Raw genomic sequence first — 26,317 nt, 5'->3', positions numbered from 1 at the left:
CGAAGAGGGGGAAGGTATGACCGTAACGGCGCTCCCCATCGAGTACCACACCACGGACATCGCCGGCATCGACGTTATCCGCCCGCTCTGGAACCGGATCTGCGAGCACCACCGCATCCGTGCGCGGACATTCCGGGCCTTCTTCGAGCACACGACCTTCGACAACCGGAAGGTGTACTTTGTCCGGTGTGCAGAGGCGGGAGACCTCCGGGTCGACCTCGCCTCCGACCCGGTAGCGGGCCGATGCGTTGGGTACTGCGTAACCTCGCTCTCGGCAGATCAGATCGGGGAGATCGAGTCCCTCTACGTCGACGAGACCTACCGCTCGCAGGGTATCGGCACAGCACTCGTCCACCGGGCACTTGCGTGGCTGGACGAGAACGGCTCGGTCGAGAACCGGGTGGCGGTCGCGGAAGGAAATGAGGAGGCCTTCCCGTTCTACCGAAAGTTCGGGTTCTACCCCCGCCGAACGGTGCTCGAACAGGTGCGAGGGAGCGCACCCCCTCAGCGGCCGGAGACGTGAGATCCCCCGGCCGGCAGCAATGTTCTTCCGATAAACCCCGCGTTTTTATTCGCCTGCAGGGCCGCTGGAGCAGAGTCCGACCGAGGGTTGCATGCCGCCGTCGAGCATGCTCCGCGCACGGATTGAGCGGCAGAGGGATACGAATGCCGTATTGCTTATCCCCCTTCCCCCCGTACACCTGCATATGGACACGGTCGTCGAAGCGATACGGCAGGAGTTCGCGGCGCACGCAGACCCGGAGATCCGGGAGAAAGGCCAGCGGTTCTTCAAGGAGGAGGTCCGGTGCTACGGGATGAAGACGGCAACTGGAATCGCGATCGCAAAAAAATACTGGAAGGAGGTCAAAGCCCGCGAGAAGCAGGAGATCTTCTCCCTCTGCGAGGAACTTTACTCGTCGGGGATGATGGAGGAGGCGTTCGTCGTCTCCGAGTGGGCTCCGCGGCTCGCCGGCCGCTACGAATCCGGCGACATCGCCGTCTTCCGCCACTGGATAGAGACCTACATCACCAACTGGGCCACCTGCGACGGTCTCTGCAACCATGCCGTCGGGGACTTCATCGTCCGGTACCCCGAGCATATCGAGGAATTGAAACGCTGGACGCAGTCGGAGAACCGCTGGATGCGGCGGGCGGCGGCGGTCTCGCTGGTCGTGCCGGCGAGGCGCGGGGAGTTCCTCAGCGACGCCCTCGGGATCGCCGATCTTCTCCTGACCGATACGGACGACCTGGTGCAGAAAGGCTACGGGTGGCTCCTCAAGGAGGCGAGCAGGAAGCACACGGACGAGGTCTTCTCCTACGTCATGGCGAACAAGAGGGTCATGCCCCGGACGGCGCTCCGGTATGCCATCGAGTTGATGCCGAAGAACCTGAAGGCCGAAGCGATGAAGAAGGACTGGTAAGTCTCACGCGAAGTCGCGAAGGACGCGAAGGCAGGTAGATGGATACTTGTAAGCCATTTCGCGGCTTCGCGCTCTTCGCGTGAGGTTCTATCGCTATCCCTGTACTTCACTTCATGCAAAGGCGCAGGGTGGCTCAGAACCTGACCCGCGGCGCCTCGGCCTCCCGCATATTCTGTTCCAGGGTCCAGAAGTACGCCTCGCCGTGCGCCACGCGGAAGACGGCGAGTTTCGGGTCGTCCGCGCCCGAGACCCCGATCTGGAGGAGCCACGACCGCTCTTTGACGAGCCGCTCTTTCAGGGCCGCATCATCGAGGAACTCGACCGCTCCCTTGATGCGCATCATCATTCCTTTACCCTCGGGGTTGTAGAAGCAGAACTCGACCTTCGGGTTTCTGGTGAGCTGTTGCCAGACGGCCTTCGGGGTCCCGGTATGGTAGTAGAACCCGGTCTCATCGGCAAACCACATGGCAAACGCGCGGACCCGGGGCTGGTCGCCGTCCATCGTCGCGATGTAGGTCACGGGGTTTTCGTTTGCGAACTTCACGCACTCGGAAAAGTCCATCGTTCTTCCTCGTATACCGATACGAAGAGGGGATAGAAAATTGTTCCGGGAACGCCGCGCGGGCCGGCCGATCCTGCTTCTCCGTGCTGCGGCCGGAGCCGGGGGATCTGCCGGTTGAAGGCGGAGGGTGGACGGTTCTCCAGAGCCGTCATCGCTCTCTGTGAGAAAACCGTGCCCGCACGCCGGATGCGCACCCGGGCTGCGGGTATCCGGATGAATAGGTTTTAACATCATCAGAGAGAACTCGGTACGATGAAGAGCCCATTCCACGTCATGATCATCCCCACGCTCGGTTGTCCATCGAAATGCCACTACTGCTGGAGTTCCGACGAACGGTCTCCGCGGATGAGCATCGAGACCGTCCGGGAGATCGCAGCGTGGCTCAAGGACTACCGGTCCGACCAGGTCACGATCACCTTCCACGGTGGCGAGCCGCTTCTTGCCGGAGCGGAGTTCTACCGGCAGGCGCTCCCCATCCTCTCGGAGGAACTCGCACACCTTGAACCGACGTTCGCCCTGCAGAGCAACCTCTGGCTGCTCACCCCGGAACTGGCGAAGATCCTCGCGGAATACCGTATCCCGATCGGCTCGAGCATCGACGGCCCCGAGGAGATCACCGACGTGCAGCGTGGAATGGGCTACTTCAAGAAGACGATGCGGGGCTATGAGATTGCACGGGAGAACGGGCTTGATGTCCGGTTCATCTGCACGTTCACCTGCCGGTCGGTCAGGCGCAAGGAGGAGATCGTCGACTTCTTCCTCGCGAGCGGCTTTCCCCTCAAACTGCACCCGGCACTGCCGTCGCTTAGGAGCGACGACCCGAAAGAGTGGGCGCTCGAACCGGAGGAGTACGGGGAACTGCTGGTCTACCTCCTCGACACTTACCTGGGGAACCTCGGACGGATCGAGATCATGAACATCAACGACCTCTGTAAGGGCATCTTCACCCGGCACGGCACCGTCTGCACGTTCGTGGACTGCATGGGAAGCACCCTTGCCTTCGGGCCGGACGGGAGCATCTACCCCTGCTACCGCTTCGTCGGGATGCCGGAGTACGTGATGGGAAACGTCTACGACCGGCCCACCCGCGACGATCTCGCCAAATCGGACGCCTGGAAACTCATGCACGCATTCAAGGAGTATGTCGACGGCGCCTGCAAAGAGTGCTCCCATATCAAATACTGCCGGGGCGGGTGCCCCTACAATGCGATTGCGCCCACAAACGGCGAGATTCAGGGGGTCGATCCCCATTGCGTTGCATACAAACGGATATTCGACGAGATCACTGAACGGCTGAACGACGAGATGTTCGGCTCAGGTGATGACGATATGGATGGGTTCGGATCGCCGTTCGGGCGGAGGGCAAAGCCGGGGATCATGGCGATCCTGCAGACGATGGCCATGAAGTGAAGGAGACCGGGCCGGGATAGTATCCGGGGCCTTGAGGGTGAACCCGGTTGTTGCGGGCGGCCCGGGCCTCGTCTTCCTCGTCGCGTATGCCGCGAGCGATCGCGGTAGCCTCTCCGGTCCGGCCCCGGTGGGCTGGAGAGGCCGATCGTCTACCCCGCGCTCTTCCGGCTCATGGCGCCAGAAGGGTAGGAGACTACCTCCTCCCCGTTGCCTTGAAGAAGGTGTAGCAGAAGACCCCGTCAGATCGGGAGGTACGGTAGAGGTCGCGTATCCCCCGTTCCCAGTCCTCGCGGCTCATCATCCCCCGGTTCACCGCCTCGTCCCCGACGCCCTCGACCATGGCGGTGAAGGTCAGTTCCGTGAACCCGCGGGCGAGGTCCGGCCGGGAGGCGTCCGCGTAGACCATCCGCGGAGAGACATAGACGTCGCGGTAGCCGGCACCGGCGACGAGCGGGTAGAGTTCCCGCCCGATCAGGGCGTTGCCGCCCATCTCCCGCTGGAGGTCGACGAGGCACCCGATCGCCCGGCGGGCATGGGTGCTGTCGGGGTGGAAGTACGCCGAGCCATGATCCCCCTCGATCACCGTGATCGTGCCGCCTTCGCGGAGCAGCGGGCGGAGGCGCTCGAGCGCACCACGGGGCTCCGCCAGGTGTTCGAGGACGAAACAGAGGAAGATGTGGTCGAAACTTCCCGGCCCGTAGTGGAGGTCGAAGATATCCCCCTCCTCGAACGTGACGTTGGTGATGCCTTCGGCCTTTACGCGCTTACTTGCCGCATCAAGCGAGATTTGAGAGATATCGACCGACGTGATCCGCGCATCCGGGCTGTTCCGGGCCAGGATCACCGTCTGGGCGCCGGTGCCGCACCCCGCCTCAAGCACCCGTGAGCCTGCCGGATACCGGGTGTCGTCGTGGAGGAGCCCGGCAAGGGTCTCTCCCTGATCGCTCAACCGCTCCGCTTCCCGCTCCGTGTAGCCGTGGACATACTTCCTGCCGCTCATTCTCCTTGCAGGATTTATAGCACGAACCCTGTATTAAGGCATCTGCGGTAACCGGGTATCCCTTCCGGCATCGCCTTGCACTCTACGAAGGGGTCTTGCGGCATGCGGCCGATAACCGCGACCACAAAGCACTTGGCACCTTGCATGCCACACATTTTAGAGAGGAAAGGTCGTTTCAATGAGCCAATCCACTTCCCGATGCGGACGGCAGCATCCCCACACGCTCGAAGACCTCGGCTGGACGGAAGAGCACGAAAGAGCCTTCTCGAAGTACGCCGGCCCATACTTCCCCGGCCGCGTGGTCTGCCGGCAGAAGACCGTGTGGGACGTGCTCGTCGACGGTGGATCGGTCACGGCCGGGATCTCCGGAGCCCTGCGGAGGCTCGGCCGCTTTCCCGCCGTGGGGGACTTTGTCGTACTCCTCGACCAGCCGGAGGCAGGAGCATCGACGATCGTCGATATTCTCCCGCAGAAGACCAGGTTTGCCCGGGGCACACCGGGACGCGAAGGCGGCGATCAGGTCATCGCGGCGAATATCGATACGGTCTTCATCGTGACTGCCGCCGGCCACGACCTCAACGCCCGCCGGATCGAGCGTTACCTCGCGATCGCTTACGCATCCGGGGCCCGGCCGGTCATCGTCATCAACAAGTCCGACCTCGCGGACGACCCCGCAACCCTTGCCGACGAGATTGCTTCGGCCTCTCCCGGCATACCGGTCATCCCGATCAGCGCCGTGAGCGGGGATGGCGTAGACCGGCTCGATCCGTACCTCGCGCCGCGAACGACGGTCGCCCTCATCGGCTCGTCGGGTGTCGGCAAGTCCACCCTGATCAACCGGCTCATGGGCCGCCCGGTGCAGGAGACAGCGCACACCCGGGACTACGACGGTAAAGGCCGGCACACCACGACCGTCCGCCACCTCTTCGTCCTCGCCGGCGGGGCGCTCATGATCGACAACCCCGGCATCCGGGAGGTCGGCATCGGCACGGCATCCGCCGGGATTGCCGAAACGTTCCCCGAGATCCTCGAACTTGCGGAGGGCTGCAGGTTCTCGGACTGCCGGCACGAAGAGGAGCCGGGCTGTGCGGTCCGGGCGGCCGTCGCGGCCGGAACCCTCCCTGCGGCACGATTGGAGAGTTTCCAGCGGCTCGTGCAGGAGCTCGCCTTCGAAGAGGAGAAAGCGGAGATCGGGCTTGTCCGGCTCGAGAAGAAGCGCTGGAAGGCGATCGGCAAGATCCAGAGGGATATCGGGAAGACAAAGGGGAGGTAACGGCCGCCGGAGGTTAACCTCCCGGCCGGATCACTCCTTCTTCCGGAGGATGAAGAACTCGTAGCCGTACTCGTCGGCATGCTCCCGGTAGACGGCGCTCTCCCGTTCGGCGAACTCAATCTGAGCCTCCGCTTCGGGATTTCCGGCGACTTCCGGCCGCAGGCCTTCTATCCGCTTGAGGACCGGCACATAGTAATTCTCCCACCACGCGGACTTCGGGAGCGGAAAGGTCGCGACGACCTCGCAGCCGGCGTCCTCGGCGATCGCGCGGTTTGCCGCGACCGTTGTTATCGCCGGGTAGCATTCGTTCCAGAACGCCGCCGCCTCCGGCGAGGGGTCCTCGACGAACCAGGCGGCCTCGGTGAGGCAGAGGTAGCCGCCCGGCCGGAGGAGCCGCCTCCACGAGACGAGCCCCTCCGAAAACCCTATGACGAAGATTGATCCCTCTGCCCAGAGGATATCGAACGATGCGTCGGGGAACGGGAGGTCGTCCATCGAGGCGCGGACCGTGGTGATCCGGTCCCTCACCCCCGCCGATGCCGCGCTCCCGGCAAGTTGATCGAGGTAGGGCTGGTGGACGTCGGTGGCGGTGATACGGCAGCCGGGAGAGATCCGGGCGAGTTCAACCGTCTGCATCCCGGCCCCGCACCCGATATCCAGGATCTCAGGTTGGGCCGAAAGATCGGTAAGCATCGAAAAAGCCTTCCGCGTGCATGCGTTGCTCCCCGGCCCCTGGCGGGGCAGGTTCTCGTGCAGGGTAAAGATGAAAGGGGTATCCATGACAGCTGTGCGCCGTGCGTCCTCATAAACCCGCACGAAGCGACCGTTGCCGTCCATCGTAAATACCATTGCCACCAATTCTTGCGTATGGAGAAACAGACCCCTGCCTCCGAACTCCGGGACCGCATGGAGCGCTTCAGGATCCGGATGGAGAGGGATGATCCGTCATGGGAGTTCGCCGCGATCTTCGGGAGGACAAATCAGTTCTACTTCACCGGGACGATGCAGGACGGGGTCCTTCTCATACCCCGCAACGCCGGGGCCGTCCTCTGGGTGCGCCGGAGCATCGACCGCGCAGAGGATGAGTCGCTCTTCCCCGACATCCGGCCGATGAAGAGTTTCCGTGACGCCGCCGCCGGTATGGGGGCGTGCCCGGGAACGGTCCACCTGGAGACCGAAGTGGTCCCCCTCGCGCTGCTCGAGCGGTTCCGGAAGTACTTCCCCTTCAGGGAGACGGGGTCGCTCGACGCCCCGGCGGCAGCGGTCCGGGCGAAGAAGAGCGCTTACGAACTCTCTCTCATGGAGCGGGCAGGGAAGATTCACCGGCACGTCCTCGAGGACGTCGTCCCCGCTATGCTCCGGGAGGGGATGAGCGAGGCCGAGCTCGGCGGCGAGGTCTTTGCCCGCATGGTCAAGGAAGGGCACCACGGCATCGCCCGGTTCGGGAGGTTCGGGACGGAGATGATCCTCGGGCAGCTCGGCTTCGGGGAGAACTCCCTCTACCCGACCAGTTTCGACGGGCCGGGCGGGTGCCGGGGGGTGGCCCCCGGCGCCCCGGTGCTCGGCAGCCACGACCGGAAACTCAGGACAGGAGATTTAGTATTCGTCGACTGCGCCTGCGGGGTGGAGGGCTACCACACCGACAAGACCGTGACGTATACCTTCGGGAGACCGGTCTCCGAAGAGGCGGCGGAGGCCCATTACCGGTGCGTGGAGGTCCAGGACGAGGCGGCTTCGCTGTTGCGGCCGGGGGTCATGCCCTCAGAGATCTACGAGACGATACTCGGCGGTCTGGAGCCCGCGTTCCTCGAGAACTTCATGGGCTACGGGGACCGGCGGGCGCAGTTCCTGGGCCACGGCATCGGCCTCGCCGTGGACGAGGCGCCCGCGATCGCGCGGGGTTTCGATGAGCCGCTCGAAGAGGGGATGGTCTTCGCCCTCGAACCCAAGAAGGGGGTGCGCGGCGTCGGGATGGTCGGGATCGAGAACACCTTCGTGGTCACCCGCGGCGGGGGCCGGTGCATCACCGGGAAGAACGCCGGGCTGATCCCGGTGGGGTGAGGGGAGGGAACCCTCCCGCCCGTTCAGGAGAGCCCGGCAACCGGTTCCATCGGCCAGGCCTTCTCCCCGACGAAGTCCAGCAACGCCCGGTTGACCTCCCCGGCATGGGTCCAGGTGATCCCGTGCGGCCCGCCCTCGACCACCACGAGACGACTCTCTCTGACCATCCCGTGGATGCGTTTACCCGAGGCCGGGAAGGGCACGATCCGGTCGGCATCGCCGTGGATCACGAGGACGGGCACGTCGATGCTCGCAAGGTCGCCCCGGAAGTCGGTCAGCCACGCGGAGACGCAGTCGAGCGTGCCTATCGGGGAGGCGGCGGCTGCGATGTTCCAGCTGAGGCGGACGACCTCGTCGCTCACCCGGTCGCCCCCATAGACGTCGACGTTGTAGAAGTTCGATAAGAACCCGGAGAGGAACGCCGGACGGTCGGCGGCGATGCTCTCCATGATCCCGTCAAAGACGCTTCCTTCGACGCCTTCGGGGTTGTCGGACGTCTTCAGGAGGAACGGGGGGATCGCGGATATGAAGACGGCTTTCTCCACGCGATCGCTCCCGTAGGTGCCGAGGTAGCGGGCGACCTCGCCGCCGCCCATCGAGAAGCCGACGAGCGTTGCAGCGGTGAGGTCGAGTTCCGTCATGAGTGTGTGCAGGTCTTCTGCCAGGGTGTCGTAGTCGTAGCCGAAGGTCGGTTTGGCGGAGTTGCCGAACCCCCTGCGGTCGTAGGCGACGACGCGGTAGCCCGCATCGAGCAGTACCGGCACCTGCTTCTCCCAGGACTTGCTCGAGAGCGGCCAGCCGTGGACCAGAACGACCGGCTCGCCCGCACCGTGGTCCTCGTAGTAGAGGTCGATGGTGCCCGAATTTTCTTTACCGACGGTGAGATACGACATGGATACCTCCATCTCTGCGGGCTCCCGACACCGGCCATACTATATAATGATGCGGTCCCGGGCGGGATCGCGCACCTGTGACCTGCAGCTAGCCGGAGGGCATCTCGCGGCATCCAGCAGCCGGGCCGGGGAAGGTTGATAGACGGGCTCTTTGAAAACAGAAGGTTATAATACCGGCAACTTCCAGATCCCTTCACCGATAATGGGGAATCGATCGATCTTTTCCAGGGCGGCACTCATCATGGCAGGCATCCTCGTGGTGATCCTCTTCGTATTCATAGCGCTGACCGCAATAACCCTTGCCCAATCATCGGCGGAGAGTTTTAGGTCGACGTATCATTACGGCCTGACGCTCTCGACATCCGGTCCTCTCGACAATGCGGTCCTCCTGATTCCCCTTCCTTCTTATTACAACTCGGATACCGGTACAAACGTCACGCCCGTCAATCTCTCCCGTGCAAGTTTCAGCAACCTCGACAGGAGTGATGTATCGGTAAAGATTGAGAACGTCGGCGGGGTCCCCATGCTGAACATCTCGGCCGGGCGGCTCAATCCCGTCTATAAAAACCGCATCCGGCCGATCGGGATCATGCCGGGACAGAACGAATCGGAACTCCCCGAACCGACCCACGTATACTCCGACAGGTACTCGGAAGAGACGCAGGTGCTCGTCGAGATGGAAGTTTCTATGCCTCCCACCGAGTCGGGCCACGAGATCGAGACCAGAACTCCGATAGGGGTCGAACCCCTGCTTGTCCCCTACCGGATCGTCGGCAACCTCAGCAATTCCGGCGGGTTGATCGACGACTATTACGTGAGCCCCGGATCCTCCGGCTACGTCGTCGAGGTGCCATTCATCCTCTCATTTGACGCCGCCGACGAGAACGTCCTCACCATCTCGGCCGACCTCCTGGGGACAAACCAGTGGTGGATCCTCGGCTGGCAGTCGAACTCGTACCGCGAGAGTCTGCGCCATGAGTTCAGGGGTCCGTGCAACGGCACGTATCCGGTAAGAGGCGTTCTCGTGACCGGCGCGGGTGTATACTGAGCCTTCCCGGGCCCCCTCTCGCAGAGCCGCACTCGTAGCAAAAACACTAAATACTCGCCTGAGACTCAGGAGTGAGTCAAGCGGGGTGAGTTCACGCACGATTCAGATCATCAACGCGACGCCTGGGACGAGTTGAACGCGCGGCACCACCGCCATCCGCTCAGGGCGGTGATTGGCGTCGACGATCTGAACAATATCTATATCGACGGCAGCCAGAAACGCCTCATCTCCAGAGCGGTCGGCCTGGAGCCATACTTTACGGTGCTCGATTACGGGTGCGGCGTCGGTCGGTGGACACTCTGGTTCGCCCGGCAGGTACATCGCGTTATCGGGGTGGACATCTCGCAGAAGATGGTGGAGACGGCACGGCAGGAGGCGGATACGGCGGACATCCGCAACGTCGAGCACCATACCGTCAGGGAACTGCCGCTTCCCTTCGAGAACGGTGCGTTCGACCTCGTCAACGTCGTCTGGGTCCTCCGGTACCTCACCGACGAAGGCGAGCTTGCACACACCGTCAACGAGATCTGCCGTGTGGTCCGGCCCGGGGGGCATGTCACGTTCATCGAGAAGGTCGCACGGAGACAACCGGAGTTCAAGGAACACGAGGGTGACTTCAGCGGAGCCGCAGTATTCCGGAGGGGGGAGCAGTACCGATCGCTCTTTGAGGAGTGCGGCATGGTGACGAAGGAGAGCGAAGTCTCAAGCGCATCCCCTCTTTACTGGTCGTATGTTTTCGTTTGCGACACCGTAAGGCGCTGGAACCTGCCGGACCTGCTATCGAAGTTAGCCCCCTCGATCGTCTCCGCAAGTATCGCGAGCGACGACCTGACGGCAAGGGTGATGCACTTCCTGAACGACAGCGGGATCATCTCCTGCAGCCATCACTTCTTCTGCTTCCGGAAACCGGATGACGATCATACCCGATGACGACCAGCAGGGAGACAGCTCTTCCCTGCTGGTTATCAGCCCGCCTCTGCGGCGATGACCGAGAAACCGGCCCCGGACTCAACGTCCACCACGCAAAACCCGGTGCGCCGGAGGAACTCCAGGATGTCATTCTGCGAGTAAAACCGGGCGCGGGAGAGGAACCGGTGTTTCCCCTCATCGTGCAGGTATTTCCGGGCAACCTCTCCATCCCGCTCGAGGAACCCGATGACGAGCGTTCCTCCGGGGACGAGGATCCGGTGGATCTCGTGAAACGCCCGGACAGGATCGTCTAGGAAACAGACGACCGTCACCATCAGGACGGACGAACACGACCCGTCCCTGAGCGGGAGCGATTCCGCCCGCCCGCGGATCACCTCGACTCCCCGCTCCCGCGCCATCCGGCCGAGAGCGAGCGAGGGCTCTATCCCGAACGGGATACCGAGGGGTGCGGCAAACCGCCCGGACCCGACGCCCACCTCGACGGCACGGGCGTCCGGGCAGGGGAGGAGACGCCGGATCCGGGCGAGTTCCGCGTGGTACTCGGCGCGATGCTCCTCGAACCAACGATCGTACTCCTCCGCAAATCGCTCGAATACGTTCCAGGGCATTTCGCTCCCGTCAATCATGCCCATACAGGTGTTCTCTCACCCGTTTCCCGACCGCCTCCTCTCTCTGCTTCAGCACCGGGAGATCCACCGATCCTTCCCGGTAGGAGGAGAAGAGGAGGTAGAGGAAGTTCACCGTCAGGTCCATCACCTCCTTCTTGAACCGGACCTCGACGGTAGTATCTCCGGCAAACCCCTTGATGGAGAACCAGTCGGGCTTCTCGAACTTATAGAACCCTTCGCCGAGATTGGGGAGCGATTCAACCTCCCCGAAGTTCTCCAGGTAGGAGAAGAACCCAGCCGGTACCGGGGCACTCAAGAGGAACTCCTTCATGAATGTGCCGTCGGCACAGGATTTATGGCGAACCGACCGAAGAATTCGCATTTCGTGCAACCTCCTTTATCGCCTGTGCGGCGATCCGGCACTCTTCGTCCGTGGTGAACCAGGAGAGGCTGAGCCGCACGGAGCCTCTTCCGCCGTCGATCACCCGATGCACGAGAGGCGCACAGTGCAGCCCCGTGCGGGCGACGATCCCGTAGACACGGGCGAGGATGAAGCCCACGTCGTCGTTCTCCAACCCCCGGATGTTGAACGAGACGATGGGGAGGGAGGGCGACTCGTTGTAGACCGTGACGTTCGGCTCTTCCCTCAACTCACGGATGAGAAACGCCGTCTGGCGCTCCGCTTTCTCCGCGACGGCGTTCACCCCTATCGACGCAATGTAGTTCACCCCGGCAGCGAGCGCCGCAAGCCCGGGGTAGTTATGGGTTCCGGTCTCGAACCGCCCCGGCATCTCCCGGGGCTGGTAGAGCGAGAAGGAGTCCGTCCCGGTCCCGCCGTAACGGACGGGAGCGATCAATTCAGGGTTCCGCAGGTAGAACCCGCCGGTGCCGGGAATACCGAAGAGCCCCTTATGGCCGGTGAAGACATAGGCGTCGACCGGGAGGTTCCCGAGGTCAACGGGGATATGGCCGGCGGTCTGCGCCCCGTCGACGATGAAGTAGACCCCGCGATCGTGCAGGACCTCCCCGATGCCGGCGACGTCCTGCACCGACCCGAGCACGTTGCTCCCGTGGGCCGTGACCATCAGCCGGGTATCGGGCGTGAGGGCCGCTTCAACAGCGTCGGGGGAAACAGTGCCGTCCTCGAAGGGAAGGACGGTCAGCCGGATCCGGTCCTGCCGCTCGAGCTCGTGAAGCGGCCGCAGGACCGAGTTGTGGTCGAGTTCCGTCGTGATGACGTGGCACCCTCGCCCTTCTCCGTCAAGAAACCCCTGGATGAGGATGTTCAGGGAATCGGTCGCGTTCTGGGTGAAGACCACGTGCTCCGGCGGCTCAGCGCCAAGGAGGGTCGCGAGCGCCTCGCGGGCGAGCGTAGCATAATCCTCACCCTGGCTGCCGGTGGTCCTTCCCGACCCGAAGACGGGGAGGGCAAGGGATTGCCTGACCGCCTCGAGCACCTCCGGGGGTTTCGGCCAGGTCGTGGCGGCGTTGTTGAAGTAGATGATCGGCGGACTCCGGGCCATGCAATATTCAGAGGATCCGCCCTCTACGGTCAAAAAAGAATCGTTCCGGACTTCTGAACATACCGGCGCCGGACCCCGTCGGGCGGCGATCGTCTCCAGGCTCAGGGATTGCGCCGCTTCGCGAGGATGTAGACCGGTATCCCCGCCAGCATGACCGCACTCCCGACAGCGATGGAAGCGGCCGGGAGCGTGAACGCGAGCACGAGGCAGCCGAGAAGGCCAAGCACCGCGATCTTCCGGCTGTACAGCCTCTCCTGCTCCGTCAGGGTGTACGCAGACGCGTTCGTGACCGCGTAATACAGGAGCACGGTGAAGGAGCTGAACCCGATCGCCGCACGAAGATCCACGAGCAGCACCACCACGACCAGAATGACGCCGACCGTCAGTTCGGCGAGGTGAGGAACCCGGTGCACCGGGTGGATCCGGGCGAGATACGAGGGCATTCTCCGGTCCCGCGCCATGGCAAAGAGCATCCGGCTGATGCCCGCCATGAGGGAGAGCAGCACTCCCAGCGTTGCGGCGGTCGCGCCGGCCCTGACGAGCCACTGCCACTGAATAAGACCCGCCCCGGCGAGCGCCGTCACCAGGGGCGCGCTGGACTCTGCGAGCGCGGCAGGCCCGACGAGGAGCAGTGCAGAGACGGCGACGACGGTGTAGACGACCAGTGTGATGCCGAGACCGAGCACGATCGCCCGGGGGATGGAGGTCTCCGGGTTTCGGACCTCCTCGCCCAGGGTGGCGATCCTCGAGTACCCCGCAAAGGCAAAGAACCAGATCCCCGCCGACTGTAAGATCCCGTAGAGGCCGTTCGGCCCGATAAGGGGACGGAGGTTGCCGGGATCCGGTGTGCCGGCAAACACGAGAGCAACGATCGCGGCAAGGGAGAGCAGGACCACAGCAACGATGACTTTCGTCGCGCCGGCAGTCTTCTCGATCCCGAGATAGTTCAGAACCGTGAACGCGATCACCGCCCCCGCGGCAAGGTGGCGTGCATACCCGGGGATCAGGTAGTAGCCGAAGGTGAGCGCAACCGCAGAACAACTGGCGAGTTTCCCGACCACGAACCCCCAGCCCGCCACCCAGGCCCAGAACCCGTTTAACCGTTCCCGTGCGTAGACGTAGGTGCCGCCCGACGCCGGGTAGAGGCGGGCGAGCTCGCCGGACGAACCGGCGTTGCAGTATGCGACGGCAGCCGCAATCGCGAGGCCGACGACCAGCCCTGCCCCGGCCGCGGCCGCCGCCGGCGCAAGGGCCGTGAAGACGCCGGCGCCGATCATGGAGCCAAGCCCGATGACGATGGCGTCTCCCGTCGTCAGCCTTCGCGAGAGCCTGCTCTCCGCAGTCGCGCCGTGGGGCGTCATTTTCGTCATCCGGATCTCCCCTCATGCCTGCAACTGCCGGAGACGGCATCCGTGGCCCTCGCAGTCGCCGGGGAGCATATATCGATGCGATTGTTAACTGTTGCGCCGGCGCGTGAATGGCGCCCTCCGGAACCGCAGCGGCTCGGCCGGTGGGCACAAAAAAGATCTGTTGAAATGCTTCATACCCTTCTGGAGAACACCCAGTTACCTGGAGAGGGTACCGGTGTGACCTCACGCAAGTCAAGATGTATGGATAATCCTGCAGTGGACTCGATCTCAGGGAGAGGGGTTTAACAGAGCCCAAAAAGATCTTCGAGTGTCTACTCCTCCACAATAACGACCGGCTTGATCAGGTCCTTCGGCTTGGCCTTCATCAGGAGAAGCGCCTCCTCGAGTTTATCGAACCCCTTGAAGACGTGCGTCGCCATGAGCGACGGGTCCATACGCCCGCACATCACCACTTCGGCCAGCCGCTCCATCCGTACCCTCCCGCCGGGGCAGAGTCCGGTCATGATGTTCTTGTCCGCCATCCCGAACCCCCAGCCGATGCGGGGAAGGGGTATGATGTCCTGTTCGCCCAGGCCCGAACCGAAGTAATTGATGTTTGATATGACCGATCCGGGTTTTGCCACGTTGATCGCGTCCATCATGATATCAGGGCCGCCGCCGGCGACGATCACGGCATCGACGCCCTCGCCGTTGGTCGCGTTCCGGATCTGCTCGACGGTGTCTCCCTCCTTGTAGTTGACGATATTCGTCGCGCCGTACTCCTTTGCAACCTTCACCGAAGCGGGCCTCGTGCCGACGCCAAATATCCGCCCTGCCCCCCGGAGTTTCGCACCGGCGACGGCGGAGAGGCCGACCGGCCCGATCCCCAGGACCGCGACCGTGGACCCGATCTTGATTTTCGCGTTCTCGGCGCCCATAAACCCGGTGCTGAGCATATCCGGGAGCATGACCCCGGCCTCAAGTGACATCCCCTCCGGCAGGTGCGCGAGGTTGTAGTCCGCCAGGTTCACGTGGAAGAACTCGCCGAAGACGCCGTCTTTCGTGTTCGAGAACTTCCAGCCCCCGAGCGGGCCGCCGGTCTGCGACGGGAACCCGCGCTGTGCGGCATCGGTCTCCCAGTCCGGGGTGATGGCCGGGACAATGACCCGGTCGCCGGGCTTGAAATCTTTCACCTCGCTGCCCACTTCGTCGACGATCCCGAGCGCTTCGTGCCCCAGGATGAGGTTGTGCCGATCCCCGATCGCCCCCTCCCAGACGGTGTGGACGTCGGACGTGCACGGCGCGAGCGCCAGCGGTCTGACGATGGCGTCCCGCGGGCCGCAGGCAGGCCGTTCTTTCTCGATCCATCCGATCTCCCCGATCCTCAGCATTGCCAGTCCTTTCATGATCCCTGTCTCCTTGCGCCGGGCAGTGGGGATCGGGTACTATAAAAAGAACAGGATCGCCGGGGAAAGGCCGGCTCGCCGGGAGGTGTCCCTCGCCTGTGCCCTGGAGGATGCCGATCCGGTGCCCGCGTATCAGCCATCGGGGCCGGTTCGCCACCCTATGAGAACGCCTGCCGCCGGCGTTCCAGGATGTGCATCAACTGCGCAGTTTCGGGGAGTTGAACCAGAGCCCGTGGAGCTGGTGCGATGCGTCACCCTCCAGGAAGACGAACCGGAGAGCAACGCCGTCCTCCTGCTCGAACTTCGCCCGGTAGGTCACGGCGATGTAGTCGCCGGTCTCGGTGACGACAGGATCGCTTCTGGACTCATAGAGCCCGATCCGCGATGTGACTTCTTCGCGGTTCTGCTCGAACGCGGCCTCGTCAAGGGCCTGTTTCATCTCCGGGCTGAAGTCGCGGGAGTATACCGTATAGTTGCCCTCATTGAAGCCCTGCATGACATTCTCGGCGATCGGGTCCGCGTATACAAGCACCTCGGCCGCCTCCTCGCCGGAGAGCACCGTCTCCTGGCCCATGCAGCCGCAGATGGAGACCGCGGCGAGGACCACGAGGACGGCAAGGAGCGGAATCTGAGAACGACTCATGATAGAATATCGAACCGGCAGGTGATGAATGTAGGGATCGGACTGCCGGGAGGGAGAACCGTAACGGCTATCGGAGCGGTGCAGAGGCTGTCGACAGGGGATTTATGTTCTGGATCTTTCACCGGTTTGAGCGGGGCAGGGCGCAGGTCTCGGCCACTTCACCGGATATGTTCCAGATCCAAGCCGGGGAAGGGCGAGATCTCCGGAGCCCGGTGTTACTCTCCAGCATCTCCAGCCATTTAGCCACGGAGAATACCGTTGCACGAATGAGTTAGTTTTATAGCGGCATAAATTATCTTCCAGGATCGATAAAAATCGGCGATCCACAATGACACAACCTGCACCGCTCCTCGACGGGTTACTCTTCATCGCGTTCTTCACAGCAGTCACCATCACGGGGGTGCTCTTTGGCCGGTACATGGCGCACGTGTTCTCCGGGGACTACTCCCGCGGCATTCCCGGGGCGCTGGAGGCCCGGCTCTTTCGCTTCATCGGCACGTCTGCCGGCGAGGAGGAGGACTGGATGGGATACGCACGGGAGATGCTCATCTTCAACGGCATCGGATTTATCGCACTCCTCGCGCTTCTCCTGTTGCAGGGTTACCTGCCGCTGAACCCGGAAGGCTTCGGCGCATTCGACCCCGGCACGGCGCTCCACACGGCGGCGAGCTTCGTCACCAACACCAACTACCAGATATATGCAGGAGAGGCCTCCGCGAGTTACCTGACCCAGATGGCCGGCTTTACGGTCCAGAATTTCCTCTCGGCCGCCACCGGGATCTGCATCGCCATTGCGGTGATGCGGGGAGTCACCCGCCGGTCGACCGACCGGATCGGCAACTTCCGGGTGGACGTGACCCGGTGCGTCCTCTACATCCTCCTCCCGGTTGCATTTCTCGCCGCCCTCCTGCTCGTCTCGCAGGGGGTCATCCAGAACGTCGACCCCTACGTGCATGCCGCGGGGTACGGCCCGGCCGGACCGCAGACGATCGCCATGGGGCCTGTCGCCTCCCAGGAAGCCGTCAAGGAGTTCGGCACGAACGGGGGCGGGTTCTTCAACGCCAACTCCGCCCACCCCTACGAGAACCCAACACCGTTCACCAACCTCGTGGAGATCTTTCTGATCCTCCTGATCCCGGTTTCGTTGCCCTTTGTCTTCGGGCGGATGGCCGGGTCCATGCGGCAGGGATGGGCCATCTATATCGTCATGCTCGCGATCTACCTCCCTGCCCTCGGCGCGCTCTACGTTGCCGAACAGGACGGCAACCCGCTCATGGGGCAGTTCGACGTGACCGGGATCTCGATGGAAGGAAAAGAAGTCCGCTTCGGGCTCGGCGGCACCGCCCTCTTTGCCGCCTCCACCACTGCAACGTCCTGTGGGGCGGTCAACGCCATGTTCGACTCCTTCATGCCGATTGCAGGCATGGTGCCGATGCTCCTGATCCTGCTCGGCGAGGTCGCCTTCGGCGGGGTGGGATCGGGGTTCTACACCATTATCGGGTTTATCGTGGTCGCCGTCTTCATCGCCGGGCTGATGATCGGGAAAACTCCCGAGTACCTCGGAAAGAAGATCGAGATCCAGGAGATGCGCATGGCCGTTCTCACAGTTCTGGTGCCGGGCGTCCTCGTCCTCATCCTCACAGGGATCGCGCTGTTCCTTCCCGGCACGGCCGGAGCGATGCACAACCCGGGTCCGCACGGCCTCTCCGAACTCGTCTACACGTTTGCCTCCATGTCCAACAACAACGGGAGCGCGTTTGCCGGGTTCGACGCTTCAGGGATCTTTTATGCGCTTACCGGCGCCGCGGCAATGACCATCGGGCGGTTCGTCCCGGCGGTTGCGATGCTTGCCCTCGCCGGGTCGATAGCGCAGAAGAAGACGGTCCCACCGGGACCCGGGACCCTGCCCACCGCATCGGCAACGTTCGCCATCTGGATGATCCTGGTTATCCTGATCGTCGGGGCGCTCACGTTCTTCCCCCTCTTCGCCATGGGGCCGATCGTCGACCACATGTTGTTGTCCGGAGGCGGGTAGCCCGATGGCCAGGAAACGGTATCCCCGGTTCGGGGCCCTCGAACCGGGTCTCGTCCGCGAAGCGCTCGTTGGGAGCGTCCTCAAACTGGACCCGCGCAGGCAGATCGAGAACCCCGTGATGCTGGCAGTGGAGATCGGGGGGATCGTCACGACGGCAGGGTTCTTCGTCGGCCTCTCGACTGCCACCGGAGAACAGTCGTTATTCACCGGCCTCGTCTCCCTCTGGCTCTGGCTGACGGTGCTCTTCTCAAACTTCGCAGAATCTCTCTCCGAGGGGAGGGGAAAGGCGCGGGCAGCGTCTCTCCGGCAGTCCCGCACCAGCGTGCCCGCACGCCGCCTCGAGAGGGAGGCATTTGATGCACCGGCGAACGAAGTCGCCTCCTCCGACCTCCGGCCGGGCGACCTCGTCCGGGTGAGGGAGAACGAGATCATTCCCGGCGACGGGGAGGTGGTCAGGGGAGCCGCCCTCGTCAACGAAGCCGCCATCACCGGAGAGTCCGCGCCGGTCGTGCGCGAGGCAGGCGGGGACCGGAGCGCGGTGACGGGGGGAACAACGGTGCTCGCGAACGAGATCATCATCCGGGTCACCACGGAGCCCGGCCGGACCTTTCTCGACCGCATGATCGCCATGGTTGAGGGAGCCGAACGGCGCAAGACGCCCAACGAGGTCGCGCTCGAGATCCTGCTCCTGGCGCTGACCGCCGTCTTCCTGGCGGTCGTCGGCAACATATACCCGGTATCAGCCTACAGCGCCTCGTTCACCGGATCGGGTGCTCCTGCGAGCCTCACGGTGCTGGTCGCGCTCTTTGTCTGTCTGGCCCCCACGACCATCGCGGCCCTCCTCCCGGCGATCGGGATCGCCGGCATGGACCGGCTCTTCCAGCGCAACATCATCGCGCTCTCCGGTCGGGCGATCGAGGCTGCAGGCGACGTCAACGTCCTGCTCCTCGACAAGACCGGGACGATCACCCTCGGAAACCGCCAGGCGGCGGAGTTCGTCCCGGTGGAGGGGCAGTCCCGGGACGAACTGATGCAGGCCTCCCTTCTCTCCTCGTACGCCGATGAAACGCCGGAGGGCAGGAGCATCCTTGCCCTTGTCCGGGAGAAGACCGGCGTCGTGCCGGCATGCCCTCCGGATGCACGGTTCATCCCGTTCTCGGCCGCCACCCGCGTGAGCGGTGCCGAGTGCGGCGGGACGTCGTACCTGAAGGGAGCCGCCGACACGATCACGAGGCTCGTCCCCGAGCGTGGAGGAGCGGTACCCCCGGACCTGGCGACAAAAGTGAACGGGATTGCATCGGCAGGAGGCACACCGCTCGTAGTGGCGCGCGACAGGACGATCCTCGGCGTGATCTTCCTCAAGGATATCCTGAAGACCGGGATCCGGGAACGGTTTGCCGACCTTCGCCGGATAGGAATACGGACGGTCATGATCACGGGCGACAACCCGCTCACCGCGGCTGCAATCGCAGCGGAAGCGGGTGTGGATGACTACCTTGCCGAGGCGAAGCCGGACGACAAGTTGAGGCTGATCCGCGAGACGCAGGACGAGGGCTACATGGTCGCCATGACCGGCGACGGGACCAACGATGCGCCCGCCCTTGCCCAGGCCGACGTGGCGGTGGCCATGAACAACGGGACCCAGCCGGCGCGGGAGGCGGCCAATATCATCGATCTTGACAGCGATCCCACCAAACTGCTGGATATCGTCGAGATCGGCAAAGAGATCCTGATGACCCGCGGAGCCCTCACCACGTTCTCCATAGCAAACGACATCGCCAAGTACTTCGCCATCATCCCGGCCGCGCTGGTCGGGATCTACCCACAGCTCGTCATCCTGAACATCATGGACCTCGCCACCCCGCAGTCAGCCATCCTCTCTGCGGTCATCTTCAACGCCCTGGTCATCCCGCTCCTGATACCGATCGCGCTTGCCGGAGTACGGTTCAAACCGATGCCGGCATCGAGGCTCTTTGCCTACAACCTGATCATCTTCGGCCTCGGGGGCCTCGTCGCTCCGTTCATCGGCATCAAAGCACTCGACCTCCTGATCGCCGGGGTCCTGTAGGGGTATATCCATGACGGAGATACAACAGGCAGTAAAAAGCGGTCTGCTCCTCTTCCTCGTCCTCTTCATCATCACGGGGTTCGCCTACCCCCTGACGGTAACGCTCATTGCCGGGGCGGTATTTCCGTACCAGGCCCACGGGAGCCTGATCGTCGACGGCCAGGACCGGGTGATCGGCTCGGACCTGATCGGCCAGAACTTCAGTGCACCGTTCTACTTCCAGGGCCGCCCCTCGGAGACGCCGATCACCGCCTACAACGCCTCCTCCTCCGGAGGGTCGAACCTTGCACCCGGAAATCCCCTGCTCCTCGAGCATATCGCAGGCCGGGTGAGGGCTCTCCGAAACGCCGGCGTGCAGGGCTCGCTCCCGTCCGATCTCGTCATGGCTTCGGGAAGCGGTCTGGACCCCGACATCAGCCTGGACGCCGCACTGGTGCAGGTCCCCGCCGTCGCAGAGGCGCGCGGTCTTCCGGAGAAAGAGGTCCGTGCGCTCGTTCTCGCCCGGGCGGAGAGCCTCCCGGTTCCGTTCGTAGAACCCTACGTCAATGTCCTCTCGCTCAACCGTGAGCTGGATCGCCTGGACAGGAGGGGCTGAACACGGCTGAAAGGACCGCCGAGGAAGGCCGCCCCCTGCCCGAGGACCTGCTCGCCGTTGCAGAGCAGGCGGAACAGAGAGCAGGGAAGGGGCAGCTGACGATCTACCTGGGATACGCCGCCGGCGTCGGGAAGACCTATGCGATGCTGGAGGACGCGCTCAGCCACCGGAGCGACGGGCTCGATATCGTGATCGGGTATGTGGAGACGCACGGCAGGGCAGAGACGACTGCACTCGCCGCAAGGCTCGAGGCAATCCCCTCGATTCGCGTCGATTACCAGGGACTCACGCTGCGGGATCCGGATATCGACGCGATCCTCAGGCGACGCCCGCAGATCGTTCTCATCGACGAGCTTGCGCACACCGATGCTCCGGGGAGCCGGCACGCCAAACGCCACCAGGACATCGAGGAGATCCTTCACGCGGGGATATCGGTCTACACCACCGTCAATATCCAGCACATCGAGAGCCAGAACGACATCGTCGCCCAGATCACGGGCATCCGCGTCGCAGAGACGGTGCCGGACACGTTCTTCTACGATGCCGACGAGATCTGCCTGATAGACATCCCGCCGGAGGAACTCCAGATCCGCCTCCGCGCCGGAAAGGTCTATGTGCGGGATATGGCCGAGCAGGCCGTCCAGCGGTTCTTCAGCGTCGAAAATCTCCTGGCACTCCGGCAGATCGCTCTCCGGTTCATGGCGCAGGTCACCGACCGGCAGATGCTCACCCGCATGCGGGCCAGGGCCATCCCGGGGCCATGGCCTGCCGGGGAACGGCTCCTCGTGGGGATACGACCCGGCCCGACGGCGGACCAGATGGTCCGTGCGGCGTACCGCCTTGCGGACAGGTTCCGTGCGGACTGGATCGTGATCTCCATCGGGACCGAGACTGAGCAGAACCTCACGGACCAGGAGCGACGGTGGCTCAACGATGCGATGGAGACGGCAAGGAGCCTCGGAGGGCGGATCGTCCGTTACCGCGGAGGGGACGTTCCGGGGGAGCTGATCCGGTATGCCCGGCAGCACAACGTCACCATGATCATGCTCGGCAAACCCCGCGGACTGGACATCTTCTACTCTCCCGTGTACCGCACCATGGTTCGGTCAAAGGGGATCGATATCTTCCTCTACGAACCGAAAGCGGCGGTAAGTATCCCTATCCACAGGCAACTGCCGCAATTTGTGAGTCCAAACCTCATCATCAGCGCAATACTCATCGCGCTTGTGACGATCGTGAATTACTTCCTGCGAAATGTCATCAGTTCGTCAAACCTGCTCATCATCCAGTTGGTTCCAGTGGTGGCGGCAGCGCTCTTATTCCGCCGGGGTACAGCGATCATCACCGCTATCGCAAGCATCCTGATCTTCGACTTCGCTTTTGTGGCTCCCTACTACACGCTTACGATCGACGACTGGGATTACTTCATCTCGTTTGTGGGGTACGTGGTCATTGCGTTCATCATCAGCGGTCTCGCAACAAGGCTCCGCTACCTGCTCCCGCAGATACGGAGGAGCGAGGCAAAGGTTGAGGCCGTCGCCGTCCTCTCCCGCGACCTGGTGAACGTCGCGCACCGCCAGGAGATCTTCGATACGCTCTATCGTCACATGAAGCAGTTTGGCGAAGGTGCATTTGCCGTTCTCACGCCGGGTGCGGGGGGGCTCTTCGTGAACGTCGGGGATCCCGATTATCCGCTCACCCAAAAAGAGCGGACTATCGCCCAGTGGGCCTTCGAGAATGGCCGGACAGCGGGGAGAGGCACCGAAACGCTCCCGATGGGGATAGGGCACTACGTTCCGATGAAGGCGTTTGCGGTTACGTTCGGCGTCCTGGCGTTCGCGTTCAGGGATCCGGAGGAGGTGCTTACACCGGAGAATAAGGAGATCCTCCAGACCATGGCATACCTGGGGGCTCTGGCCCTGGAAGAGGTAGAGTGAGCGGACAGTCCCTGCCGCCGGCGCCGACAATCGAGGGGCGCTGCAGGTCAATTCCCCGGTACGACAGGTGATGTCAGGGAGGGAGATCAAACCAGGTTGGGTACAGGCGATCTGAGATGCAACCGGTTTCACTCCGGAACCCGGTATGCCCCGTGGGGCACAAGCATCTCGAACCGAGCCCCCTTCCCGGGCTCGCCCGTCTCGGCGATGCTGATCCCGGTGATCCCGAGAATCTCCCGGATCAGGAAGAGGCCGAGCCCCGTGTTCTTCCCGACGCCCCGGTAAAAGATCCGCTCCTTCTCTTCCGCGGGAACACCGGCGCCATCGTCTTCCCAGACAAGGGTGAGATCTCCGTTCTCCGCCGGGCGATGCCGGACGCGGACCCGGGTCGCCGACTCACCGTGCCGGAGCGTGTTGTCCATCAGATTGGAGAAGACCGTCGCAAGCATCGGATCCGCATAGACGACGAGATCTCCGGCTTCGTTCTCGACCGGCAGCCCGTGAAGCGCCCCGTTCCCGAGCGCATCAGAGACCCGCTGCCACTCCGGCGACCGGACACCGAGATCCGTGTAGTCCCGGGTGAACTCGATCTGACGGTGTATCCTGTCGGCTGCGCTCTGTACCCGGGCAAGATACTCCGAGATGTCCTGGCCGGGCCCGGCCTCCTCTGCAATCCAGAGGTTCCCGAGAAGGATCGTCAGCTGGTTCAGGATGTCGTGCCGGGTGATGCTGCTCATCAGGTTGAGTTTCCTGTTCGCGACGGCGAGGCTGTTCGTCTGCCGGACAAGTTCCTCGGCGTGATACGCGATCTCCCGCTCCAGCGCCATGTACTCGCTGATATCCATAACAGTGAACGTCAGGGCGCGGGAGGAGCCCGTCGGATCGAGAGGCGTGCCGGAGAAGAGCGCGTCGAGAGTCGCTCCGTCCTTGCGCACATAACGGGTCTCAAGCATGCACGTCCCGGTCTTCTCGATCTGGGCGTATACCCTCTGCAGGGCGGACTTATACTCCGCGTCGCCCGGATAGAGCTGCCGCATGGGCTGGCCGAGGAGTTCATCGCGGGTGTAACCGACAAGCTCGCAGAGCCGTTCGTTGACCTCCATAACAACCCCATCCACGGCCGTTCCGATACCGGTGGGGGCGGTGCGGATGATGCTTTCCGCCCTGCGCAGCGCCGCTTCCGCCCTCCGCTTCCCGGCCAGTTGCCGGACCGCATTGGCAAGCTCGGCAAACTGCGCCCTCGGGTCGCCGCCTTTCTGGAGGTAGAAGTCGGCACCGCTCTTCAGCGCCTCGATCACCACCTCCTCGCGCCCTCTGCCGGTGAAGATGATGAAGGGTACCTGCGATCCCGCCTTCCGGATCTGCTGCAAGAGAGCGATCCCGTCCATCTCCGGCATTATGTAGTCCGAGACGATCGCGTCGTACCGGCCGGTCCGAACCATTTCACATGCCTCCAGCGGGCTTGTGGTAATATCGACGGTGATGTCGCCGGTTCGTTCAAGGAAGGCGCGACCTATCTCGAGCAGCGCCTCTTCATCGTCCACGTAGAGGATGTGATCGGGAGCGGCAAGGGAATGCACTATATCTACATAAGAGAAACAATATAAAAACCATTTCTAATTGTAAAGGCTATACTCAATCGGATCGCGCCATTGCATGGGGTTAAAAGAGCGCCTTTGCCAAATGACCGCAGATATGTACGTAGATCGGCGAATAGACCTCACTCCGCGTAAGCGCAGCCACGACCGCACGCTCCGCTCCTTCGGGTCGTCCGACCCAGGATCGCCAACGGCGGCATCCCGGGGTTGCACCGGGGCCGGTGTAACTGCAGCCGGTTCACCGCACCTTTGCGACCATCTCGATCTCGACCCTCGCCCCTTTCGGGAGGCCGGCGACCTGCACCGCTGCCCGTGCGGGATACGACTCTTCAAAGTACTCCCCGTAGACGGCGTTGATCGTATCGAAGTCCGCGAGGTCTGTTAAGTAGATCCGGGTCTGGACGACGTCGGAGAAGTCGAGGCCTGCTTCTGCGAGTATGGCCCGCAGGTTCTCCATCGCCTGGACCGCCTCGCCGGCGACGGTACCGGGGAGGTTGCCGGTGGCCGGGTCGAGACCGATCTGTCCCGATGTAAAGAGGTAGTCGCCGCACCGCACGGCCTGGCTGTACGGCCCGATGGGTTCCGGTGCGTTCTCCGTGTAGAGAGATGCGTGCACCGGATCGGGCAGGGCGGAGGATACGATCGCGTATACGCCGAATCCTGCAAGGAGCCCGCATGCAAAAACAAGAGTCAGGATCTTCACGCCGCCGTCCATTCCCTATCCCCGCCCGTCGAGACCGAAGCGTCCCATATGAGGTGTTCGATGCGCCGGGACGTATAAGAGCGGGGGCGCTGCCGGGAGACTGGTCGCCGATACCGGGCACCCCACGGGCATTTATGGGTCGATGAATGGCATTCAGCCTCTATCCGTTCCCTTCCTGCAGCAGGGTAGAGATGTCTTTCTCGGTCTTGCAGAGCCGCACCATCGACTGTGCAACCCAGTACGGGTCGATCTCTTCCCCGAAGAAGAACTGAAGCCTCGTCCACCCGGACGGGTCGGTAGCGAGCTCGACCCTCTGCGCGTCCGGGATGGCCGTGGCGAGGTGCTCGCGGAGTCTGGAGAGGAAGTCCGCAACCTTCGGGTACTCTCCGTGCCTGACCTGTATCTCGATGCTGATGGAATCCCCCCGGTCGTCGAACTCGTAGTGCACCGCTGCCGGCCACCCTTCGCGGTATACCCGGACGTTCTCCATTCCGGTCGCATGCGTCGAGAATATCGGCAACTTCATCTTCGAGAACTTCTCGACGATCGATCGAAGCCGTAACCTCTGCCCCTTCATTTCCGGATCCACTTCTCCCGATACCAGGAAGCGGGAGTGGTAGAAGTACTCGTGCCTGCCGAGCCGGTAGCGCTCGACCACCAGCAACCGCAGATCGAGATCGCTGTGTTCGTTGAGGTAGCTGAACTCCCGGATAAGGTCGTCCGGGGCAGCGTCGAGGACGATGATGCCCCGGATCTGTCCGGCTCTCAGATACGAGGCAACGTTGCTCTTCACCAGGGCGAGCCGGTCCGCGGGGTTCTCTTCCCCCTCGACACCGGCCATGGATTGGAGTATTTCTTCGAGAAGGCCCGCAGATCTCTCGTTCACCTCATCAGGCGTAAGGTTGCGCATTGCTGAGAGAGAGTCGCATAACTGACCGATGATCTTGCGCCGCGACTCCCCGTTGCGGGCCAGTTTCACCTCGACGATGACCGGCAGCCCGTTGCTGTCGATGAGAACAATATCGGCGAACCCGTTTCCAAGCGGAAACTCCCGGCAGATCGTGACGAGCGCGGAATCGTCCCGGTCGACGAGGAGCACCGGGTGCCCGGCAAGGATCTCCTGCAGTTCGTACTCGTTCCTGAAGGGTTCCGGCTGCTGGGCCAGTTCGCTCCCTTCGCCTATTCGTATCGCGGGCATCGAATCTCCATAGCGAGTATGGAGGGGGAGGTTGATATGGTTATCAATTGGAGTGC

At 63.2% G+C, this 26,317-nt stretch carries 24 protein-coding genes; 11 read left to right on the top strand and 13 right to left on the bottom strand.

Annotated features, from left to right (window positions below; translation table 11 throughout):
• Positions 1–16 precede the first annotated feature (16 nt).
• Together MchiMG62_RS05255 and MchiMG62_RS05250 are read left to right on the top strand one after the other, a co-directional pair.
• Positions 17–523, top strand: a complete 507-nt coding sequence (locus tag MchiMG62_RS05255) for a GNAT family N-acetyltransferase (protein WP_221058195.1) — start codon at positions 17–19, stop codon at positions 521–523.
• Positions 524–707: 184 nt separating this feature from the next.
• Entirely contained in the window at positions 708–1,421 is a 714-nt protein-coding gene (locus tag MchiMG62_RS05250) for a DNA alkylation repair protein (protein ID WP_221058194.1), read from the top strand.
• Between the two features lie 133 nt (positions 1,422–1,554).
• Here the strand turns inward: MchiMG62_RS05250 and MchiMG62_RS05245 are convergent, their stop codons facing one another.
• On the bottom strand, positions 1,555–1,983 hold the full coding sequence (locus MchiMG62_RS05245; protein ID WP_221058193.1) for a pyridoxamine 5'-phosphate oxidase family protein: 429 nt from the start codon (positions 1,981–1,983) through the stop codon (positions 1,555–1,557).
• 252 nt (positions 1,984–2,235) lie between these two features.
• Here MchiMG62_RS05245 and MchiMG62_RS05240 point away from each other — a divergent pair, with 252 nt between their 5' ends.
• Positions 2,236–3,393, top strand: a complete 1,158-nt coding sequence (locus MchiMG62_RS05240) for a TIGR04083 family peptide-modifying radical SAM enzyme (protein WP_221058192.1) — start codon at positions 2,236–2,238, stop codon at positions 3,391–3,393.
• Between the two features lie 193 nt (positions 3,394–3,586).
• Here MchiMG62_RS05240 and MchiMG62_RS05235 read toward each other — a convergent pair whose 3' ends face one another.
• Positions 3,587–4,393 (bottom strand): class I SAM-dependent methyltransferase, encoded by an 807-nt coding sequence (locus tag MchiMG62_RS05235; RefSeq protein WP_221058191.1) that lies wholly within the window; start codon positions 4,391–4,393, stop codon positions 3,587–3,589.
• A 178-nt stretch (positions 4,394–4,571) separates the two neighbouring features.
• Here MchiMG62_RS05235 and rsgA point away from each other — a divergent pair, with 178 nt between their 5' ends.
• A complete protein-coding gene (gene rsgA, locus MchiMG62_RS05230; RefSeq protein WP_221058190.1) occupies positions 4,572–5,666 on the top strand; it encodes a ribosome small subunit-dependent GTPase A in 1,095 nt (364 codons plus the stop codon).
• A gap of 30 nt (positions 5,667–5,696) precedes the next feature.
• Here the strand turns inward: rsgA and MchiMG62_RS05225 are convergent, their stop codons facing one another.
• On the bottom strand, positions 5,697–6,446 hold the full coding sequence (locus MchiMG62_RS05225) for a class I SAM-dependent methyltransferase (RefSeq protein WP_221058189.1): 750 nt from the start codon (positions 6,444–6,446) through the stop codon (positions 5,697–5,699).
• Positions 6,447–6,533: 87 nt separating this feature from the next.
• Between MchiMG62_RS05225 and MchiMG62_RS05220 the strand changes: the two genes are divergently transcribed.
• Complete coding sequence (locus tag MchiMG62_RS05220; protein ID WP_221058188.1) at positions 6,534–7,727, top strand: M24 family metallopeptidase; 1,194 nt, start codon at positions 6,534–6,536, stop codon at positions 7,725–7,727.
• 23 nt (positions 7,728–7,750) lie between these two features.
• On the opposite strand, the gene MchiMG62_RS05215 is transcribed toward MchiMG62_RS05220, so the two are convergent.
• A complete protein-coding gene (locus tag MchiMG62_RS05215; RefSeq protein WP_280636175.1) occupies positions 7,751–8,632 on the bottom strand; it encodes an alpha/beta fold hydrolase in 882 nt (293 codons plus the stop codon).
• Between the two features lie 229 nt (positions 8,633–8,861).
• Here MchiMG62_RS05215 and MchiMG62_RS05210 point away from each other — a divergent pair, with 229 nt between their 5' ends.
• Together MchiMG62_RS05210 and MchiMG62_RS05205 are read left to right on the top strand one after the other, a co-directional pair.
• A complete protein-coding gene (locus MchiMG62_RS05210; protein WP_244987811.1) occupies positions 8,862–9,668 on the top strand; it encodes a hypothetical protein in 807 nt (268 codons plus the stop codon).
• 132 nt (positions 9,669–9,800) lie between these two features.
• Entirely contained in the window at positions 9,801–10,598 is a 798-nt protein-coding gene (locus tag MchiMG62_RS05205) for a class I SAM-dependent methyltransferase (RefSeq protein WP_221058186.1), read from the top strand.
• A gap of 35 nt (positions 10,599–10,633) precedes the next feature.
• Here MchiMG62_RS05205 and MchiMG62_RS05200 read toward each other — a convergent pair whose 3' ends face one another.
• The 6 genes from MchiMG62_RS05200 to MchiMG62_RS05175 form a co-directional block, all read right to left on the bottom strand.
• Positions 10,634–11,206 (bottom strand): class I SAM-dependent methyltransferase, encoded by a 573-nt coding sequence (locus MchiMG62_RS05200; protein WP_221058185.1) that lies wholly within the window; start codon positions 11,204–11,206, stop codon positions 10,634–10,636.
• 10 nt (positions 11,207–11,216) lie between these two features.
• Entirely contained in the window at positions 11,217–11,522 is a 306-nt protein-coding gene (locus tag MchiMG62_RS05195) for a hypothetical protein (protein WP_244987810.1), read from the bottom strand.
• 37 nt (positions 11,523–11,559) lie between these two features.
• Positions 11,560–12,729: an aminotransferase class V-fold PLP-dependent enzyme gene (locus MchiMG62_RS05190; protein WP_221058183.1), complete on the bottom strand. Its 1,170-nt coding sequence runs from the start codon at positions 12,727–12,729 to the stop codon at positions 11,560–11,562.
• A 101-nt stretch (positions 12,730–12,830) separates the two neighbouring features.
• Positions 12,831–14,099, bottom strand: coding sequence for an APC family permease (locus MchiMG62_RS05185; RefSeq protein WP_221058182.1), 1,269 nt, complete (start codon positions 14,097–14,099; stop codon positions 12,831–12,833).
• Between the two features lie 311 nt (positions 14,100–14,410).
• Positions 14,411–15,484 carry an NAD(P)-dependent alcohol dehydrogenase gene (locus MchiMG62_RS05180; RefSeq protein WP_221058181.1) on the bottom strand — a complete coding sequence of 358 codons (1,074 nt, stop codon included), beginning with the start codon at positions 15,482–15,484 and terminating at the stop codon, positions 14,411–14,413.
• A 196-nt stretch (positions 15,485–15,680) separates the two neighbouring features.
• Positions 15,681–16,127, bottom strand: coding sequence for a DUF3887 domain-containing protein (locus tag MchiMG62_RS05175; RefSeq protein ID WP_221058180.1), 447 nt, complete (start codon positions 16,125–16,127; stop codon positions 15,681–15,683).
• Between the two features lie 328 nt (positions 16,128–16,455).
• On the opposite strand from MchiMG62_RS05175, the gene kdpA reads away from it, so the two are divergent.
• From kdpA to MchiMG62_RS05155, 4 genes are all read left to right on the top strand, one after another.
• The gene (gene kdpA / locus MchiMG62_RS05170) at positions 16,456–18,162 is read left to right on the top strand and encodes a potassium-transporting ATPase subunit KdpA (RefSeq protein ID WP_221058179.1); all 1,707 of its coding nucleotides are present in this window, start codon (positions 16,456–16,458) and stop codon (positions 18,160–18,162) included.
• Positions 18,163–18,166: 4 nt separating this feature from the next.
• Positions 18,167–20,230 carry a potassium-transporting ATPase subunit KdpB gene (kdpB, locus tag MchiMG62_RS05165; RefSeq protein ID WP_221058178.1) on the top strand — a complete coding sequence of 688 codons (2,064 nt, stop codon included), beginning with the start codon at positions 18,167–18,169 and terminating at the stop codon, positions 20,228–20,230.
• Between the two features lie 10 nt (positions 20,231–20,240).
• A complete protein-coding gene (gene kdpC, locus MchiMG62_RS05160) occupies positions 20,241–20,825 on the top strand; it encodes a potassium-transporting ATPase subunit KdpC (RefSeq protein ID WP_221058177.1) in 585 nt (194 codons plus the stop codon).
• A gap of 143 nt (positions 20,826–20,968) precedes the next feature.
• On the top strand, positions 20,969–22,762 hold the full coding sequence (locus MchiMG62_RS05155) for a DUF4118 domain-containing protein (RefSeq protein WP_244987809.1): 1,794 nt from the start codon (positions 20,969–20,971) through the stop codon (positions 22,760–22,762).
• Between the two features lie 128 nt (positions 22,763–22,890).
• On the opposite strand, the gene MchiMG62_RS05150 is transcribed toward MchiMG62_RS05155, so the two are convergent.
• The 3 genes from MchiMG62_RS05150 to MchiMG62_RS05140 form a co-directional block, all read right to left on the bottom strand.
• Positions 22,891–24,342: an ATP-binding response regulator gene (locus MchiMG62_RS05150; protein ID WP_221058176.1), complete on the bottom strand. Its 1,452-nt coding sequence runs from the start codon at positions 24,340–24,342 to the stop codon at positions 22,891–22,893.
• Between the two features lie 256 nt (positions 24,343–24,598).
• Positions 24,599–25,075, bottom strand: a complete 477-nt coding sequence (locus MchiMG62_RS05145) for a RidA family protein (RefSeq protein WP_221058175.1) — start codon at positions 25,073–25,075, stop codon at positions 24,599–24,601.
• Between the two features lie 148 nt (positions 25,076–25,223).
• Positions 25,224–26,261, bottom strand: a complete 1,038-nt coding sequence (locus MchiMG62_RS05140; protein WP_221058174.1) for a PDDEXK family nuclease — start codon at positions 26,259–26,261, stop codon at positions 25,224–25,226.
• Positions 26,262–26,317 lie beyond the last annotated feature (56 nt).

The sequence above is a fragment of the Methanoculleus chikugoensis genome (genome assembly GCF_019669965.1).
GTDB classification, from domain to species: Archaea; Halobacteriota; Methanomicrobia; order Methanomicrobiales; family Methanoculleaceae; genus Methanoculleus; species Methanoculleus chikugoensis.
This window is presented reverse-complemented; position numbering and strand designations above follow the sequence as displayed.